We start from the raw sequence: 16371 nt of genomic DNA, 5'->3' as shown, positions 1-16371 counted from the left end.
TCCCTTTCAGCTCCTGACGTTCATGGTTTTCTCGTCGATGTAGGCGGCGATCATGGATTCATATTCCTTGCCCACATGATGGCGGAAGCGGAAGAGCTCCTTTTTCAAATCCTGCCAGTAAGCATCCAGGGCTTGCGGATCGTCCATGGCATAGATGGTGGTGGACACCCGGGTAAGGAATTCGTCCCGGATCCGGGACCGATGGAAGTCGAACAGCTCCTGAAGCAGAAAGACGTCGTCGTCGGAAAGGGCGCTTTCGGCGATCTCCCGCTCCATCTCCGCCTGCACCCGGTCCAGTTCCGAAAAGGTGCCCACGGCCGCCAGGCGCTCCTGGAACTGCTTGAGAATGCCCTGGCTGATGCTCCGGAAGTGTTCCTGGTAGGCTTGCTTGAGGGCGTCCAGCTGTTCCGCGGTATCGGAGGGCAGCTTTTGAAGCTCTTTGACATGGAAACGATACTTGGTCCGCAGCTCCTCGTGGGTCCGAGCGGCGCGCAGATCCTGGATGAGGGAATCCACGTGCAGGGTGTCCCGGAATCCGATGCGCAGGCCCGGTCCGAAGGGGCTCGTTTCGAAAAGAAGACCTCCCTGCAGATGCTTCCGTGTTCCGTCTGCGATGGGAGCTCGCAGAATGCCTCCCAGGGAAAAGTCCTCCAGGATGTCCTTGAGGGCCTGCTGCTTCCGCTTGACGCTCTGGCTCAGGGGCCGGAAGCTCACAAGGCCCCTGGACGTGCTTTCCTCCATGAGCACATGGTAGCTGTGAAGGCCCATGACGAGCATCTTGATGCTTTCCTCCACGGTCAAATACCGGGTGAGTGGGTGAAAGTCGTAGATCCGGAAGGCTCCTCCCAAGGGATCCAGGCAGTGGAGGAGATAACAGCGCACCTCCGGCTCCATGGCGCTGAGACTTCGAAGAACGGCGGCCGCCTTTTCCAGGGATCGCTCGAAATGCGCGAGGCCGATGCTCTTCAAGCCCTTCTGGTGATAGATGAAAGGCGCCGGCAGATTCATGAAAAACATCTGCAGGTCCTTGAAGTCCACCCACTGGATTTCCAGAAGGTGCAAGAGTCTTTCGAAAGCCGCGATCTGGCGCCCCCGCCAGAGCACCTCGTCGTGGTCTTTCTCGTCCAGGAAGAAGCAGAGCGTGCTGTCCAGGGTTAGAAGAAAGTGCATTTCGGAGGGAACGGACTGGGGATCGTGAACCAGGGCCCGTCCCTTTTCCGTGAGAACGTCGTGCAGGCGGGCTTCCCAGGTTCCCCCCGATTTGATGATATGAAGGGCTTCATGACGGTATTCCAGGAACAGGTCCAGGAGGTCTTCGGTCATGAGGCCTTCCTCCACGGCCGCCGCCGCCAGAATGCAATGGAGGACGTAGGCGTCCAGGAGGCGGTCGTCCTTTTCCCGAGTCAGGTGGTCCAGGGCGGAAAGGGGCTCGGCGCCCTGAATCACGTGGCCGATGGCGCCGTGATGGCGCACCAGGTCCAGAATCAGGCGCTGCAGGGGTTCATCCAGGCCGTACTGGTCCAGAATGGCCCGCCTTTCGAGAATGTGGGCGCTTCGCTCCGCGTGGGTCCAGATCCGGCGAAGGGTCTCTTCTTCTTCCGCGTAGCTTTCCAGTTTACCCAGATCCTGGAAGAGGAGCGCCAACGTGAAGGCTTGGTAGAGCAAGGGGCGCTGCTGGATCCGCCCCACCAGGTGCTCCAAGGCTTCCAGTTGGTGGTGCTTGGCCCCGATGTCCTCTTCGGCCAAGGGCCCGAATTCCAGCTTGGCCAGCTGGTAGAAGGTGTTTTGATCCTGGAAGGAATCCCTGTCCTTGGTGATGAGGGCCTGGAATTTGTTGAGGCAGCGCATCACGTAGGTGCCCACGGACTGTTTCTTGCGGGTGGGCCAGTTTTCGATGAGCCGGCCCAGGGTGTGGAATTCGGGCAGCAGAAACTGAAGCAGCGTGGGGCAGTGGCCCACCAGGAGATCCACCGTGTCGTAGATTTCTTCAGGGACGAAGATTTGGGACAGAAAGACGTTTCGGATCCTTTCCTTGATGGAATCCAGGCGCTGACTGATGGGGATCGGCTGGGCCGCCTCCGGGGCCTCTCCCGGAACATCCTCGCAACGGCCCTGGCACAGATAGACGTTGTAGCTTTCCAGCTCGGCAAAGAGGCGTTCCAGCTCCTGGACATCCTTCAGGGCGATGTCCCTCAGCTTCCGGTTTTCGAAGCGGGCCAGCAACGTCTCCATGTGTTTCATGTTTTCATGGACATCCACGTAGGAAACGTCTGTGGCCTTGGTGGTGGGGTTGTGGATGAGCCGGATCCCCGTGTTCTTGATGAAGGCCGGACGGCCCTGGGCCAGGTGGGTCCGGATTCTTTCCAGATAATCGGTGTTCACCGATTCCGGGGGAAGCTGTAGGAGGCTTCTGCGGATCTTTTCCAGCCGCTCCGGCCTCTTTTCCGGCTGAACCGAAGCGAAGATGGGATTGAAGTTCACGATCTTGTGCCGACTCACGTTGACGGTCACCCAAAGCAGGCGGAATCCCGCTTCCGGCCCCAAGTTGGGAAAGAGATGGCCCGTTCCGTGGAATTCCGTCTTCAGGAATTGGCGGAAGAAGAAGGTCTGCCTCGGGATGGGGTCTTCGCGGAAACGGGCCCGGAAGAGATTGGCCGTGTGGGCCAAGGTGAGCACCTGATCCAGTTTCTTCAGCCGTTGGGGATCGTAATCGCACAGGACCTCCTTCTCGTGGGGGCCCTTGTCCAGGAATTCCTGCCAGTTGTTCAGGAATTCGAACAGGTTGAAGAATTTGAGCATCTCACGGAGAGCCTTGTTCTGAACGCCCCCCAGTTCGCTGATCCGTGCATCCTCCAGGGCGTCCCAATCCAACATGGGCTGGGTGGCCACCTGCACCGCATCGTCATAAACCCGAAACACCTCCTCCGCCTGCGCGGCCGTGAAGTTTTCGCCCAGGGCGGCGGCGATTTCCGCTACGGTCATGAGCCGGCACACCCGGAGGGTTTCCAGGGCTTCGAAGGGATTTTGGGTCGCCGCCATGTCGGTGAGGGGTTTGAGGCTTCGGGCGGGCATCTTGCCGAAAACCACGCGGCTCATGGAGCTGTGCCCCACCACGGTGGCGACCAGTTCCTTCAGCTGAGTCTTGCTGAAACCGTGAAGGGAAAGCTTTTCGATGTTTTCCAGCACCGGGGTGGAAGCCCCTTCGATGTGGTCGGGATTCAGGTAATCTTCGATGCGCCTAAGTCGCTTCATCTGGCGCAGAAGCCGGAGGATTGCCTGGAAGTCTCCGTTTCGAGAACCTTTTCGTCTAAACGGGTTGGTGAGGCGGTCCCTTTCCACTTCGCGGATCTTGTGGAGCTTGCCCTCCCGGATCTGGTGCAGGGCGTGGAGCACGTCCAGGACGAAGCGGAAGGAGTTCCGGTAAGCGGCCACCAGGGGCAGCTGGCAGCCGAGCTGTCCCTGGCGGCGAATCTCCTCTTCCAGGGCTTCCAGGCTGGCGGTCGGCGCCTTGGGCCTTCCCACGTAGAGGGCCAGGTTGTGGGGGAGGGGCCGATCCGTTCGAACCTTCCTCTTCCAGTACGATTCCTGGGATTCGGAAGACTTGCTGGAAACCAGCTCCGTTTCAAAATAGACGGAAAAGACCCTGTCCCACGCGGGTTCCGACGTGCTCTGGTAATGGTCGGGCAGGGGCCGGTCCAGGTGGGGCAGGCGGTCGATGTCCCGGAGGGTCAGGTCCTGGAGGGACTGGCTGCCCAGGAGCTCCTTGAGGTGCGATTCGTTCAGGTCCTTCTGGTTGAGGAAAAAGTGCAGGTCCATGGGGTGCACGTGAAAGACCCGGCTGTTTCCCCCGTAGCGTTTGTGCGTTTTGTAGATGTGGGTGAAAAGCAGAAAATTCTTGGCGTCTTCCGGGGTATCGAATTCCACCCGGTAGTCCCGCGGATCTTCGTTGCAGAAGATACAGTTTCCCACCACCAGCAGGATGCCGTCGGGTTCCATGAGGTCGTGGATCTTTCCCGCCAGGTAGGCTGCGTAGTTGAGCATCCGTTGCTGCCGGGGCAGGCGTTTGACCGGTTTGGGCAGGGGCTGATCCAGAAGGTATTCGAAGGGGTCCCGGGGAAAGATCACCACGTCCAGGCTGATACGCCAGGATCTCACCTTGTCCAGCGAATCGAAGATGAACAGACGGTGGTTGGAAAGGCGGGCTGCCAATTCGTGGGAGATGAGGTCCCTGGGCGGTGTCATGAGGCCGATGTCCAGCCGTTCCGTTCCCGTCTCCTTGATGCGCTCCAGGATGATCCGCTCGATCTCGTCGGCTTTGGTCTTGATGTCCTGGATGGACTGGGCCACCAGGTTGATGGGGATGAGGAAATATCGGGATCCTTCCCTGGAGAAGCGGATCAGAAGTCCCAGTTTCTTGTAGATCTCGTTGATGCGGTCCGCATTGCGGGCGATTTCCTGCGGGTCGGTGAGGTCCAGATCTTGGAGGAATTCGAAGTCGGCTTTGGAAAGCTTGGTCTGTTCCACCAGCCCGAATCCGTAGGCGTTTCCGCCGTGGCGGCTGAGAAGAAAGGACGGGTGATCCTGGGCCGCGTAGGTCCCGATGGGCACGTCCCTGGGATCGATGCCGTGGCGGGCGTAGTCCGCCGGGTCGATGACGCGAAAGACGATTCGCGGATCTTCGGAAACGGACGGCATGGTCGACTGGTCGGCTCGGGCCATGGGATCACCTCGTTCAAAGCCTCCAGAGGTTTGAAAAGCGCTTGTGGCGCCGTAACCCCTTATGATACCGGTAGGGGGCGCGGAGAACCAGAAAAATTGGCTGGAGCCCATGGAGGATAAACCGACTGGGATGGACGCGGTGGCTTTGGCGTTGGCTCGCTTGGGCTTTCTCGGACGATCTCCGGCGGCCCCGGGAACGGTGGCCACGGTGGTGGCGGGGATTCCGGCCGCCTGGGCGGTGGCGCAGCTGCCTTACGGCTGGGCCTGCCTGGTGGTGGCGGCTGTCTTTTTCCTGTCTTGTTGGGCGTGCGACCGGGCGCAACGAATCCTGGAAAACCCCGACCCGGGGCAGGTGGTCCTGGATGAGCTGGCGGGTTACCTGGTGACCGTGATCGGACTGCCGGCCACGGGGCCTTCCCTCCTTGTGGGTGCGTTCTTCTTTCGCCTTTTCGACATCTGGAAGCCCTGGCCCGTGAGCGTGTTGGACCGGGAGCTTCACGGCGGTCTGGGAATCACGGCCGACGACGTGGCCGCCGGTCTCTACGCCCACGCCGCCACGGCCTTCCTTCTCCCTTTCTTGGAAAAACTCTAAAGACCCGGCCGATACGTGAAAGGGCCTGCGAACGTTTAACATAAACGTTCCGCCGTCCAGGAACTTGCGGCGGCGAGCGCCCAATGGAGGGGCGGATTCGAGAACCGTCCCTGCGCGAATGGGCAAGAGGCGACTCTCTCGGAACTTACTCCGCGAGCGGGAACCCGTTACGTGCCCGGGCACCGCCAGCCCGGAGAAATTCTCTTCATCCAGAGCACCAGTGCCGCCCCCAGGGCGAGACCCGCCAGATCCCAGGTCAAATCGGTGAAGCTGGGAACGCGTCCGGGCACCCAGCTCTGGTGCCATTCGTCCGTCAGGGCGTAGAGGCTTCCCGTGCCGAGAACGGCGGCCATGAGATGGGTGGATTTTTTTCTACAGAGCGGATGCGCCCAGGCCCAACCCAGCAAGATCCCCAAAGAAGCGTATTCCAGGGGATGGAAAAAGTCTCCGGGGATGGGAAGCTCCACGCCTTCCAGGGACTGTCCCGAAAGACAGTAGATGAAAAGCCCGTAGAAGCCGGCCGGCACAAACCGGGCCCACCCCGGGTCTTTCCGCTTCCGCGACCGCCATCCGGCCGCGAGGCAAAAGAGACCTCCCCCCGCCAGGGCGCTCAAGGCCCACCGCACATCCAGGTTTCCGGCCTGGTTCTTGGCCGCCTTGTAGACGAACAGAACCAGGGCCTGGACGGCGAAGAGCAACGCCAAGTGGTTCCACCCGTTCCAGGAAAGGAACGAGGCGATCCCAACGGGTTGTTTCCGGGCGGTGGGGGAGAGGGAACTGTTGACTGTTTGCCGCGGCGGTGGCTTTTTGGTAGGTTGGTAGGCCATGAAGGATCTGCCCTGTGGGAGTTTTCATGGAAGGAGATAAAACGATTCCTGGTCTCTGGCGCAACTCGAGGGCCCTTTCCGGCAATCGGCGGCTCGGTGCCCTTCGTCTGGGGTTTTGGGTGCTCGTCCTTAGCCTCTTTGTTCCCGGCACCTGCCGGGCGCTGCTGCAGGAGGAAAAGAATACCATCGCCGTCTACGAAAAGGTATCCCCGTCCGTGGTCAATGTGATCACCACCAGCATTCTCTACGATTTCTTCTATCGGCCCGTTCCGCAGGAAGGGGCTGGATCGGGTGTGATTTTGAAGGCGGACGGAACCATCGTCACCAACTACCATGTCGTCCGGGACGCCAAGGCCATAGAAGTGCGGCTGGCAGACGGAAGCCGCCGGCCCGCGGAGGTGGTAGGGATCTCTCCCGAAGACGACCTGGCCGTCATCCGCATCGAGGCCGAGGGCAGGGAACTGGTTCCCATCGAACTGGGGGATTCGGACGCCCTGCAGGTGGGACAAAAGGTCTATGCCTTGGGCAATCCCTTCGGCCTCGGCCATACACTCACGGCCGGGGGCGTCAGTCAGCTGGGCAGGACCATCCGGGACGAAGGCCGGGTGCTCCAAGATCTCATCCAGGTGGATGCGGCCATCAACCCCGGCAATTCGGGAGGGGCTCTGGTGGACAGCCGGGGGCGGCTGGTGGGGATCAATACGGCCATCTTGAGTCCCACGGGGGCCAATGTGGGCATCGGGTTCGCCATCCCGGTCAACCGGGTGAAGGCGGCGGTTCCCGGCATGACGAACTGGCTGAACAGGTATTTGGGTTACATCCTGGCGGGCCTGCTGGCCTATTGGATCTGGAGGCGGATTGCCCGTGTTCGCTGAGGAGGAGCGTGAAATGAGGCTCTGGAGGAAGACGTGGTGGGGGACCGTGGCGGCGGTGTGCCTGATGGTCCTGGTTCTTCCCAAGGCCTGGGCCTTGACGGAGGATGAAGAAAACAACATCGAGCTGTACCGCAAGCTTTCCCCGGGCGTGGTGAACATCACCAGCACCGTCTTGGAGCGGGACTTCTTCTTCAACATCATTCCTCGGCAAGGCGCCGGGTCCGGATCCATCATCAGCGACGAAGGCTACATTCTGACCAACCACCACGTGATCGAGGATGCCCGCAAGCTGGAAGTGACCCTGGCCAACGGCAAGAAGTACGCCGCCAAGTTCATCGGGTCGGACCCCAACACCGACATCGCCGTCATCAAGATCGATGCGCCCAAGAAGGATCTGGTGGTGATCCCCATGGGCAGCTCCAAGGACCTCAAAGTGGGCCAGAAGGTTCTCGCCATCGGAAACCCCTTCGGCTTGGGCCAAACCCTCACTACGGGGATCATCAGCTCGGTGGGCCGAACCCTGCGCTCTCCCGGCGGTGCCCTGGTGGAGGACGTGATCCAGACGGACGCCTCCATCAACCCCGGCAATTCCGGCGGGCCGCTCATCGATTCGTCGGGAAAGATGATCGGCGTCAACACCGCCATCTTCAGCCCCACGGGCGCCAATGTGGGCATCGGGTTCGCCATCCCTGTGGACACGGTCAAACAGGTGGTCCGGGAGCTGATTGAAAAGGGCTACTACGGATATCCCTGGCTGGGAGCCACCCTCATGACCCTCTTTCCCGATTTTGCGGAAGCGCTGCAACTGAGCGTGTCCCGGGGAGCCATGATCGTGGAGGTGGTGCCGGGAGGACCGGCGGACAAGGCGGGGCTTCGCGGCGGCCACGCCCGCGCCCAGGTGGGCAACTACGTGCTCATCGTGGGCGGTGACGTGGTGGTGGGAATCGACGGGGAGCCCGTGGAAAGCGCCGACGACCTCATGCGGGCCCTTCGGCGGCACCGACCGGGGGACCGCGTGCGCCTGGACGTGGTTCACTGGGAAGGAGATCGGGACCGGGTGACGGTGATCCTCGGGGAGCGGCCCCGGGGTTACCGGTACAGGTAAGAGGCCGGGAGCGAACCCCATCTGAAAAGAGGAGGGATCCATGTCGTACCAGACCATTCTCGTGGAAATCGGTGAAGACTTCGTGGGCTCCATCACCCTCAACAGGCCCAACCATCTCAACACCTTCACCACCCAACTGGCGGAAGAATTGAACGACGCTCTGAAGGCTCTGGATCAGGATCCCAAGGTGCGGGTAATCCTTCTCAAGGGGGCGGGGAAGCACTTCTGCGCGGGAATCGACGTCACCGAGCTGGAGGGGAAGACTCCCATGGAGCTGCGCCGGTGGATCGCCCACATGGAAGAGCCGCTCATCACCATCAGCCGCCTCAACAAGCCCGTGATCGCCCAGGTCCAGGGGACCGCTGCGGCCAACGGGGCGGGGCTTGTGGCCGCCTGCGATCTGGCCATCGCGTCCGAAAAGGCCCGCATCGGTTTGACTGCCATCAACGTGGGGCTCAACTGCGTGGGACCCGTGATCCCCGTTTCCAAGTGTGTGGGGCGCAAGGTGGCCCTGGAAATGCTTCTTTTCGGCGAGCTGCTGAAGGCCGAAGACGCGCTGGCCAAGGGTCTCTTCAACAGGGTGGTTCCCCATGGGGAGCTGGACGAAGCCGCGCGACAATGGGCCGCCACCCTGGCCCAAAAGAGTCCCATCGCGGTGCAGATCGCCAAGAGCGGCTTCTATACCGCAGCGGACATGGAATACCACCAGGCCTTCGAGTACATGAACGAGGTCTTTGCCCGGCTCTGCACCACCGAGGACGCCAAGGAGGGCGTGACGGCCTTCCGGGAAAAACGTAAACCCGTGTGGAAGGAACGCTGAAAGACTATGGAACGGCAACGGTTGCTCCAAGGCGGGTTAAAGGGCCCGCTCACGCTGGTCATCATGGACGGCATCGGCTTTTCGGAAAGGAAGGAGGGCAACGCCGTGGCGGATGCCCTCACGCCCCACCTGGACTGGCTGCTGGCCCACTGTCCCCATACGCTCCTTAGGGCCCACGGCACGGCGGTGGGCCTGCCCTCGGACAAGGACATGGGCAATTCCGAGGTGGGCCACAACGCCATGGGGGCCGGGCGCGTCTACGCCCAGGGAGCCCGGCTGGTGAACGAAGCCATCGAGACCGGCCGCCTTTTCCAGGGAAAGACGTGGCGGCGGCTCGTGGACTTCTGCCGGGAACACAACGGAACGCTTCATTTTATCGGCCTCTTTTCCGACGGGAACGTGCACAGCCACCTGGACCATCTGAAAGCCATGCTGGAACGGGCGGCTCTCGTGGAAAAGATCCCCCGATGCCGGATCCACATCCTCCTGGACGGACGGGACGTGGGGGAGACGTCGGCGTTGGACTACGTGGACCCTTTTGAAGCGTACCTTCAAGACCTGAACGCCCGGGCGGGAGTGGATTATCGGATCGCCAGCGGTGGTGGGCGCATGTCCATCACCATGGACCGCTACGAGGCCGACTGGTCCATGGTGGCCCGCGGCTGGGAGACCCACGTGGCGGGCAAGGGCCGCACCTTTCGAAGCGCCCGGGAAGCCGTTGAGGCCTATCGCAAGGAAATCCCGGGGGTCATCGACCAGGATCTGCCGCCCTTCGTCATTGCCGACGAGCAGGGGCCCGTGGGTCCCATCCGGGACGGCGACGCGGTGATCTTCTTCAACTTCCGGGGCGACCGGGCCATCGAGATCAGCCGCGCCTTCGAAGAGGAGGACTTCGACAAGTTCGTCCGGGACCCGTATCCCAAGGTGGCCTATGCGGGCATGATGGAATACGACGGCGATCTCCACATCCCCAAAAATTACCTGGTGGAACCGCCGCACATCGAAAAGACCGTGAGCGAACTTCTGTGCGCCAAGGGCGTCCGGCAGCTGGCCATCAGCGAAACCCAGAAGTTCGGGCACGTCACCTATTTCTGGAACGGCAACCGGTCGGGAAAGTTCGACGAGAAGCTGGAAGAATATGTGGAGATTCCCTCGGATCGGGTGCCCTTCGAGGAACGTCCCTGGATGAAGGCGGCGGAGATCACCGACCGGGTGGTGGAGGAGATCCGGGGGGGGCGGTTCGACTTCATCCGGCTCAACTTCGCCAACGGAGACATGGTGGGCCACACGGGCATCTACCAGGCGGCCCACATCGCCGTGGAGGCGGTGGATCTGTGTCTGGGGCGGATCATGAAGGCGGTCCGGGAAGCCGGCGGGATGCTGCTGGTGACGGCCGACCACGGAAACGCCGAGGAGATGTACGAGATCGACAAGAAGACGGGGGAAGTGAAGCGCCACCCGGACGGAACGCCCAAGGCGAAGACTTCGCACACCCTGAGCCCGGTCTGGTTCATCGTCTATGAGCCTTCCGGGAAGCTGCAGGTTCGCTTCGACCCGGATGTGAAGACCCCGGGACTCACCAACATCGCCGCCACCTGCATGCAGATTCTGGGCGAGGCCCCGCCGGATTTCTACGACCCGCCGCTGCTTCTTTTCCAAGAACAGGCATGACGGGGCGGGTTCATCCGCTTTCCCCATGGCGGGCGCGGGGCCCCAGGATAGCCCCACTTCCACTGGCCTTGTCCGTGTTTTAAAGCCCTGGTGAGGCTCTCCACCTGCTGTGGGGGTGAAAAATCTTTCGCCTCCCCAGGGGGCCGCTTCATGGAGTGAAGGGGCCCCAACGCACCCTCGCCGGTTTTTCCGCCCTTGACAAGATGAGGACCCGTTGACTATAAGCAAAAATTCGCTTTTCGGGGCCTTAAGAGCTCCGCCGGAGTGAATTTGGCCAGGTCAACGAAGGCCGTGGGGCCTGAGCATATCGACGATCGAAGGGGAGAAGAAAATGAAGCGAACCTATCAGCCCAGCAATCTCAAAAGGAAGCGAACCCACGGATTTCTCGTCCGCATGTCCACCAAGGCAGGGCGTCAGGTCATCAAGCGGCGCCGGGCAAAAGGGCGCAAGCGGCTGGCCGTCTGAACGCGGGAACCGGGTTGCGGCTTCCCATGGCCGGCGAGAAGCGAGGAGATTACCGTTTCCGCCCACAGGAACGGCTCCGCAAACGTTCGGAATACCTTCGCGTCAAAGGGGAAGGCCGCCGCCTTCCCTGTAAGAGTTTCGTGGTCAATGTGGCTCCCAACGGGTTGGAACATCATCGGTTGGGCCTCATTGTCCAGAAAAGGTTCTGGAACGCGGTGCAGCGCAATCGCATCAAGCGATGCCTTCGTGAATGGTTCCGACTCCACAAGCACCGCCTCCCCGGACCGGGAAAGGATATCGTGGTGATCGCCCGGCCCGGCGCCGAGCGGCTCAAAATGCCCGAAATGGCCGAGTTGCTCAACCGGTGCCTTGGGGTGGATCCCAAGCGACGGTCATGATCAAACGCCTATTGCTTGCCTTTGTGCGCATCTACCAGGTCGCCGTTTCTCCCTTCCTGGGAGCCAACTGCCGCTTTTATCCCTCCTGCTCCGCCTATACCTTTCAAGCCATCGATAAATACGGACCCTGGCACGGCACGCTCATGGGAATCAAGCGGTTGCTGAAGTGCCACCCTTTTCATCCGGGCGGCTACGATCCCGTACCGGAAAGACCGGATCATCCAATGGAGTGTTGTTAAATGGAAAAAAGAGCTCTGCTTGCGTTTGTGCTGTCTTTGGGAGTCGTTCTGCTCTGGGAGGTCTTCGTGGCTCCCCGGATCACCCCGCAGGCTCCCGTGGAACAGGCGGCCCAGCAGGAGGCCGCCTCGAATCCTTCGGAAGAGCCTCCCGGTCAAGGAGAGGCTTCCCCGTTCGTGGCCGGGGCGAACAATGCCGGAGCCGACTTGAACGCCATCCCCCGGGCCCATGCCGATACGCAGCCGGTGGAGATCAAGATCTGGGAAGTGGATACGCCGCTTTACACGGCCCGTGTGGCGTCCGCCGGAGCGCGCCTCGAAAGCTTCAAACTCAAGAAGCATCGCCAGGCCGTGGATCCTGACTCCCCGCCCATGGATCTCATCCCGGCCCAGGGAGCCGGCTACTACCCGCTGGCCGTGGATTTTCTGAAGCACCCGCAATGGTCTTTCGCCACGAAAAACTTCGAAAGCCCGGCTCCCGAGCAGGTTCGAATCAACGGAGGCGAGAAGGAAGCGGTGCTCACCTTTACGGCCGAGGAACCCGGCGTGGCCAGGGTGACCAAGGTCTTTCGTTTCGCTGCGGACACCTACACCGTCCAGGTGGACGTCATCGTGGAGAACCTGGGAACGGAGGCCCTTTCCGACCAGCTGGGGATCAGCTCCTATGCCCTGCCCTTTGATGCCAACGAAAACGACTACAACAAAGCGCACGTGAGCGTGCTTCAGAACGGCAAGCTCGAGAACATCGACCGGAAGAACCTGGCCGAGGAGACGCCCGTCTTCAAGGCGCCGGTGCAGTGGATGGGCTATCAGAACAACTACTTCCTCCAAGCCACGGTGCCCCTCAAGGAAGATCACTACCAACTGGTGCCCCGGCTGGTGGACGAGAACCTGGGCCTGGTGCAGATGGTGCTCCTGACGGATCCCTTCGAACTGGCTCCGGAAGCCAAGGCCGTCATCCCGGCCAAGTACTACTTCGGTCCCAAGGAAATGGACCACCTGAAGCTGGCCGATCACAATCTGGAGCGGGCTCTCGATTTCGGCTGGTTTACCTTTCTGGCCAAGCCCCTCCTGGTCTTTCTCAAATGGCTCTACAACTATTTCCACAATTACGGTATCGCCATCATCATCCTGACGGTCATCATCAAGATCCTTTTCTGGCCCTTGACCCACAAGAGCTACAAGTCCATGCAGGTCATGAAGAAGATCCAGCCCAAGATGGCCCAGATCCGGGAAAAGTACAAAGACGACCGGGAAAAGCTCAACCAGGAGCTCATGATGCTCTACCGCACCTACAAGGTGAACCCCTTGGGGGGCTGCCTGCCCATGGTGCTCCAGATCCCGGTCTTTTTCGCCCTTTATCGCATGCTCTACGGGGCCATCGAACTGCGCCACCAGCCCTTCTGGCTCTGGATCAACGATCTCACGGCCCCGGATCGGCTGAACGTGGGCTTCGACATTCCCTATCTGGGCGGTCTGCCCGTGCTCACCCTGCTCATGGGAGCCTCCATGTTCATCCAGCAGAAGATGACGCCCACGTCGGGAGATCCCCGCCAGGAAAAGATGATGCTCATGATGCCCGTGATCTTCACGGTCTTCTTTATCAACTTTCCGTCGGGGCTCGTGCTATACTGGCTTGTGAACAACGTCTTGTCCATCGTGCAGCAGTACTGGATCAATCGTACCGCTTAACCAGGCGCCCTCCGCTCTCGGCTGGCGAATACGACGCATGCGCTGCGCAAGACAAACGGAGGAGAGTATGCCAACGCAGGAATTCGAAGGTAAATCATTGGAAGAGGCGATTCAGAACGCCTGCGACGCCTTCCATCTGCCTCAGGAACAACTGGACATCGAGATCCTTTCCAAGGGCTCCTCGGGCATCTTCGGCATCGTGGGGGCGCGGAAGGCCCGGATCCGCGCAACGCCCAAGGAAACCCCGCTGGATGCGGCATCCCAACGGGCCAAGGAGGTTTTGGCGGAGATCCTGAAATACGTGGATGTGCCCACCGTCGTGGAAGCGGAAGTCCGCGAAGAATGCGTGTACCTGAACATTGTCAGCAACGGCTCCGGGCTCCTCATCGGCAAGCGGGGAAAGACCCTCAACGCGCTGCAGTACCTGGTCAACAAGATCGTAAGCCGCGAGATGGGCAAGAACGTGCCCATCGTGGTGGACACGGAAAACTACCGCTCCAAGAGGGAAGGAAGCCTGACCGAGCTGGCCCTCCAATTGAGCGAAAAGGTCAAGAAATCCAGACGCCCGCTCACCACGGGCCCCATGAACGCCCAGGATCGGCGCATCATCCACCTGGCCCTCAAGGAGGATCAGGACGTTCGCACCAAGAGTAAAGGCGAAGGCACCATGCGTCGGGTGGTCATCTACCCCGTCAAGAAGAGCAAGGGCCATTCCAGCTCCGTGGCCGAAGCCAAGACCAGCGCCTGACCCAAGGAGGCTGCATCGAGGCACGATGGACATTGCCTGCCGCCGGGACACAATCTGTGCCATCGCCACACCCATCGGCATCGGGGGCATCGGGATCCTGAAGATTTCGGGGGCCGATGCCCTCCGCATTTTGCACTCCCTTTTCGTGAAACCCAACGGAGAACGCCCCGCAGCGTTTGAGTCCCACCGGCTCGTCTACGGTTGGATCCGGGATCCGGAAACGGGTGATCCCGTGGACGAAGTGCTGGTGAGCTACATGGCCGGCCCGCACAGCTACACCGGGGAAGACGTGGTGGAAATCAACTGCCACAGCGGCTATGCCGTTCTGAACCGGATGCTGGAGATAGTCTTGCGACAAGGGGCGCGGCTGGCCGAACCGGGGGAGTTCACCCAGAGGGCCTTCCTGTCGGGGAGGATGGATCTTTCCCAAGCCGAGGCGGTGGCAGACCTCATCCATTCCAGATCCGAAAAGGCCCTGAGTCAGGCTACCCGTCACCTCCGGGGGGATTTCGGCCGGGAGGTGAACCGCTGGCGGGAGCTCCTCATGGATCTGGAGGCTCAGGTGGAGGCGCATCTCGACTTTGCAGACGATCTTTCCGACGAGGGCGAGCCGGAATTGGAGGCGCTCTTGGACCGTGTGCGCGCCCGGGTGATCCCGGCGCTGGAGCGGATCGTTTCCCGCTACGAAGAGGGCCGGGTGCTCCGGGAAGGCCTCTCGGTGGTTCTGGTGGGAAAACCTAACGTGGGGAAGTCTTCCCTTTTGAACGCCCTGGTGGGCCGAGACCGGGCCATCGTGACCCCCATGGAAGGAACCACGCGGGACGTGGTGGAAGACAGCTTCTGGGTGGCCGGGATCCAGGTTCGGGTGCTGGACACGGCGGGCATCCGCGAAAAGCCCGACGCCATCGAATCCATGGGAATCGAGCGAACGCTTCGCAGCGTGGACGAAGCGGACCTGGTCCTGTGGATCCTGGATCACAGCCGGCCTCTGACCGAGGACGACGACCGGATCCACCGGAGGATTGCGGGAAAACGGATGCTGGTGATTCTCAACAAGACGGACCGCCCGGGCCCGACCGGCGTGGAGGCGGCCCGGAGCCGCTACGGGCTGCAGGGCGACATCCTGGAAATGTGCGCCCTCAGGGCGGAGGATGCCGAGCGGTTGAAACAGGTGCTGGAAAGGCGGGTTCTTAAGGACATTCTGCTTTCGGCGGAATCCACCTTCGCCGTGAACCGCCGCCAGCGGGACTGTCTGGCTCGGGCCCTGGAGGCCTTGGAGCGGGCCTGCGCCCTGCCCCATCCGGAGTCCGCTCCGGAACTGGTGAGCGAGGAGCTGCGGGCCGCCCGCAAGGAGCTGGATGCCCTCTTGGGCCTGGAAGCCGATGAGGCCCTGCTGGATCGCATCTTTTCTCGCTTTTGCATCGGAAAGTAGCGGCCTCCACGGGGGGGCGGCCATGCCGTTGACCTAATCCTTTTCATCCTTTCTGAGCACCGCTTGTTGGGGGATCGTTTGGTGACTTTCAAGTCAAATCCAGCGTTCTTGGGCCCCTCGACCTTTGACGTGATGGTCATCGAGGTTGCGGCAAGAAGCGTCTTGATCTCGAGCACGCCCTTCTGGCTTCCGTACCGGTCTTCCACTGACCATCGACGGAAACAAAGCTCAATGTTCTTTTCTTTGGGGAACCTGGCTTGCTGCAGCAGGTTGGTGAGGAGCACCGAGACCTATGCTTCGGGGCTCACCAGCCGGATCATTGGCAGCTGGATCGCACCGACTTTCCTGCGTTGCAGGCTGCTGAGCCCTTTGAGGGAGTTGTTGGAAGGGGTGATGCGAATGGTGGGGACATCTGCAATGACTTATTTATGCATTTCCGTGTTTTCGAAAAGTGCTCCCCAATGCTGGCCCTCTTAACCCAAGTTTGTCACTTTTGTGTGTAAGTTACTGATTTTGTTGTAGAGTGTTTTCAAATTCTACACTACAAATTTTTCATTCGATGGTGGTCAGCCTCCTTAATGGTCGTACCGGCAGCCCGAGAGCATTGTAAATTTTCACGTGAACCGGTTCCGGCTCGGAGGTGTGTCGTATGTGAATGGCCTGCCCTTTGTCATTGACCATGCTGGTGGTCACCCGCACCTGGCCACTCAGATGCGTTCGCAAGGTGGCCCAGTGGTGACGAATTCCGCTTTCGCGAAGCGTCCTCTGGATGACGCACAGCAGATGGTAA

Annotated in this window: 13 protein-coding genes and 1 pseudogene; 11 read left to right on the top strand and 3 right to left on the bottom strand. The window is 60.9% G+C overall.

The window, feature by feature from the left end:
• Positions 1 to 6: 6 nt before the first annotated feature.
• Complete coding sequence (locus BUB04_RS06605) at positions 7 to 4719, bottom strand: hypothetical protein (RefSeq protein ID WP_073038149.1); 4713 nt, start codon at positions 4717 to 4719, stop codon at positions 7 to 9.
• A 130-nt stretch (positions 4720 to 4849) separates the two neighbouring features.
• Here BUB04_RS06605 and BUB04_RS06600 point away from each other — a divergent pair, with 130 nt between their 5' ends.
• Positions 4850 to 5311, top strand: a complete 462-nt coding sequence (locus BUB04_RS06600; RefSeq protein ID WP_073038148.1) for a phosphatidylglycerophosphatase A family protein — start codon at positions 4850 to 4852, stop codon at positions 5309 to 5311.
• A gap of 167 nt (positions 5312 to 5478) precedes the next feature.
• Here BUB04_RS06600 and BUB04_RS06595 read toward each other — a convergent pair whose 3' ends face one another.
• Positions 5479 to 6015 carry a VanZ family protein gene (locus BUB04_RS06595; RefSeq protein WP_178371924.1) on the bottom strand — a complete coding sequence of 179 codons (537 nt, stop codon included), beginning with the start codon at positions 6013 to 6015 and terminating at the stop codon, positions 5479 to 5481.
• Between the two features lie 149 nt (positions 6016 to 6164).
• Here BUB04_RS06595 and BUB04_RS06590 point away from each other — a divergent pair, with 149 nt between their 5' ends.
• The 10 genes from BUB04_RS06590 (at position 6165) to mnmE (ending at position 15581) form a co-directional block, all read left to right on the top strand.
• Entirely contained in the window at positions 6165 to 7013 is an 849-nt protein-coding gene (locus BUB04_RS06590) for a S1C family serine protease (protein WP_143156386.1), read from the top strand.
• A gap of 13 nt (positions 7014 to 7026) precedes the next feature.
• A complete protein-coding gene (locus tag BUB04_RS06585) occupies positions 7027 to 8118 on the top strand; it encodes a S1C family serine protease (protein WP_073038142.1) in 1092 nt (363 codons plus the stop codon).
• A 40-nt stretch (positions 8119 to 8158) separates the two neighbouring features.
• Positions 8159 to 8938, top strand: coding sequence for an enoyl-CoA hydratase/isomerase family protein (locus BUB04_RS06580; protein ID WP_073038140.1), 780 nt, complete (start codon positions 8159 to 8161; stop codon positions 8936 to 8938).
• Positions 8939 to 8944: 6 nt separating this feature from the next.
• The gene (gene gpmI / locus BUB04_RS06575; protein WP_073038137.1) at positions 8945 to 10609 is read left to right on the top strand and encodes a 2,3-bisphosphoglycerate-independent phosphoglycerate mutase; all 1665 of its coding nucleotides are present in this window, start codon (positions 8945 to 8947) and stop codon (positions 10607 to 10609) included.
• A gap of 331 nt (positions 10610 to 10940) precedes the next feature.
• Positions 10941 to 11075: a 50S ribosomal protein L34 gene (gene rpmH, locus BUB04_RS06570; RefSeq protein WP_073038135.1), complete on the top strand. Its 135-nt coding sequence runs from the start codon at positions 10941 to 10943 to the stop codon at positions 11073 to 11075.
• 26 nt (positions 11076 to 11101) lie between these two features.
• On the top strand, positions 11102 to 11473 hold the full coding sequence (rnpA, locus tag BUB04_RS06565; protein ID WP_073038289.1) for a ribonuclease P protein component: 372 nt from the start codon (positions 11102 to 11104) through the stop codon (positions 11471 to 11473).
• Positions 11473 to 11712, top strand: a complete 240-nt coding sequence (gene yidD / locus BUB04_RS06560; RefSeq protein ID WP_073038288.1) for a membrane protein insertion efficiency factor YidD — start codon at positions 11473 to 11475, stop codon at positions 11710 to 11712. The genes rnpA and yidD overlap by 1 nt, the downstream gene beginning before the upstream one ends.
• On the top strand, positions 11713 to 13401 hold the full coding sequence (gene yidC / locus BUB04_RS06555) for a membrane protein insertase YidC (protein WP_073038132.1): 1689 nt from the start codon (positions 11713 to 11715) through the stop codon (positions 13399 to 13401).
• Between the two features lie 67 nt (positions 13402 to 13468).
• Positions 13469 to 14149 carry an RNA-binding cell elongation regulator Jag/EloR gene (gene jag, locus BUB04_RS06550; protein ID WP_073038130.1) on the top strand — a complete coding sequence of 227 codons (681 nt, stop codon included), beginning with the start codon at positions 13469 to 13471 and terminating at the stop codon, positions 14147 to 14149.
• Between the two features lie 25 nt (positions 14150 to 14174).
• Positions 14175 to 15581: a tRNA uridine-5-carboxymethylaminomethyl(34) synthesis GTPase MnmE gene (gene mnmE, locus BUB04_RS06545; RefSeq protein WP_073038128.1), complete on the top strand. Its 1407-nt coding sequence runs from the start codon at positions 14175 to 14177 to the stop codon at positions 15579 to 15581.
• A gap of 552 nt (positions 15582 to 16133) precedes the next feature.
• On the opposite strand, the pseudogene BUB04_RS19270 reads toward mnmE, so the two are convergent.
• Positions 16134 to 16371: pseudogene (locus BUB04_RS19270) on the bottom strand (hypothetical protein); the annotation flags it as partial.

Origin of the sequence: Desulfacinum infernum DSM 9756 (assembly GCF_900129305.1) — a bacterium.
GTDB lineage: Bacteria > Desulfobacterota > Syntrophobacteria > Syntrophobacterales > DSM-9756 > Desulfacinum > Desulfacinum infernum.
The sequence above is the reverse complement of the archived record's forward strand: the minus strand, read 5'-3'. Positions and strand labels throughout refer to the sequence as shown.